A 1,452-nucleotide genomic window follows, 5' to 3' on the forward strand; every position below is an offset into this window, starting at 1 on the left:
CAATGCCGTTGCTTGAGAGGTGCACGTAGTTCCTCTCCAGGCGCGGTGACCGCCGGGGCGCTGGTTCGTTGACACGGATATGCATCCATGGATCGGGTTATCCGATGAAGTCCGGCTCGGGTTGCTCACCGAGTGGATCGTTCCTGAGCTGGTAGACGAGGTGCTAGCCGCGTGTGGCCGGCTGGATGCCAAGCCCCGTCCCCTGCCGAGCCGGTTCATGGTCTACTTCGTGCTTGCTCTGGCGCTGTTCCAGCAGGACTCCTACGACGATGTCGCGGAGAACCTGGTCGGGGCCCTGGGCGAGATGGACCAGTCGGTCCCGAACAAGTCGTCGTTCACCAGGGCCCGACAGCAGCTTGGGGCCGCACCATTGGAGGGAGTGTTCCGCCGTGTGGCGGGGGCGATCGCTCCGCCCACTCTCGAGGCCGCGTTCTGGCGCGGGATGAGAGTCGCCGCGGTCGACGGGTTCTTGCTGGACGTGCCGGAGAACGAAACGACACGTGCCGCTTTTGGTGGGCAGGTGGACAGTACCGGTCGGCCCATCGGGTTCCCGCAGGCCAGGGTGGTGACGCTGACCGAGACCGGTACGCACGCGACGATCGACGCGCGGATAGGCAGCTTCAAGGGCGGTGGCGGCGAGCCCGCGCTGGCGACAGAGATGGCCGGCAGTGCCGTCGGCATGCTGGTGATCATGGACCGGGCCTTCCCCGGTGTCGCACTGTGGAAGGCATATACGCAGGCCGGAGCGCACTTACTGATCAGAGCCCGGACCTTCGTCGCCGCGAAGCCCATGGAGGTCTTGCCCGATGGGACCTACCTGACCCGGATGAATCTCGCCGGGCAGCGGCGCTCCCATCCGGGCGGGGTGACAGTCAGGGTGATCGACTACCAGGTCGACGGGGGCGAGACAACCAGACTGCTGACCGACTTGCTCGATCCCGAGGCCTGGCCCGCCGAGGAGCTGGCAGCCCTGTATCACGAGCGCTGGGAGGTCGAATCCGCCTACCGGCAGCTGAAGACCTTTCAGCGAGGAAAGACTGAGGTGCTGCGGTCGGTGTCGCCGGAGCTGGTACGTCAGGAGATCTGGGCCCACCTGACTCTCCATCACTGTCTGAACCGGATCATCATGCGGCTGGCCGACGGCGAGGGCCTGGACCCCGACCGGATCTCGTTCGTCAAGGTCCTCAAGCACACACGACGCAGCGTCATTCTCCAGGCAGGCCAATCAACCCGCCGTCTGCGGCAGTTCATGAAGCGGATGGCCACGAAAGTCGTGCGCAAGCTCGACAACGGGCTACGGCGACTACGCGCAGCGGACCGCTACACCCGCCATCCGGTCTCGCAGTACATCGTGCGCAAGAAAGACCAGGTCAGGCGAGGCACACGACAGGTTCCGGAGAAGGTCATCACCCTTACGCCCGCGATACTTCAGTAGCTCAAGCAACGGCATTG

The 1,452-nt window shown here is 64.9% G+C and carries 1 protein-coding gene; it reads left to right on the forward strand.

Translation table 11 applies throughout. The features are described from left to right. The first annotated feature begins 79 nt into the window (after positions 1-79). Positions 80-1,435, forward strand: coding sequence for an IS4 family transposase (locus tag ACTWQJ_RS51270; RefSeq protein WP_443313181.1), 1,356 nt, complete (start codon positions 80-82; stop codon positions 1,433-1,435). Positions 1,436-1,452: the final 17 nt, after the last annotated feature.

Source organism: Streptomyces sp. KR55, assembly GCF_052245645.1.
Classification (GTDB): Bacteria; Actinomycetota; Actinomycetes; order Streptomycetales; family Streptomycetaceae; genus Streptomyces; species Streptomyces flavusporus.

Excerpts from the sequence above, each read along its gene's own strand:
- ACTWQJ_RS51270 (WP_443313181.1), top strand. The coding sequence starts at position 80 with ATGCATCCATGGATCGGGTTATCCGATGAAGTCCGGCTCGGGTTGCTC.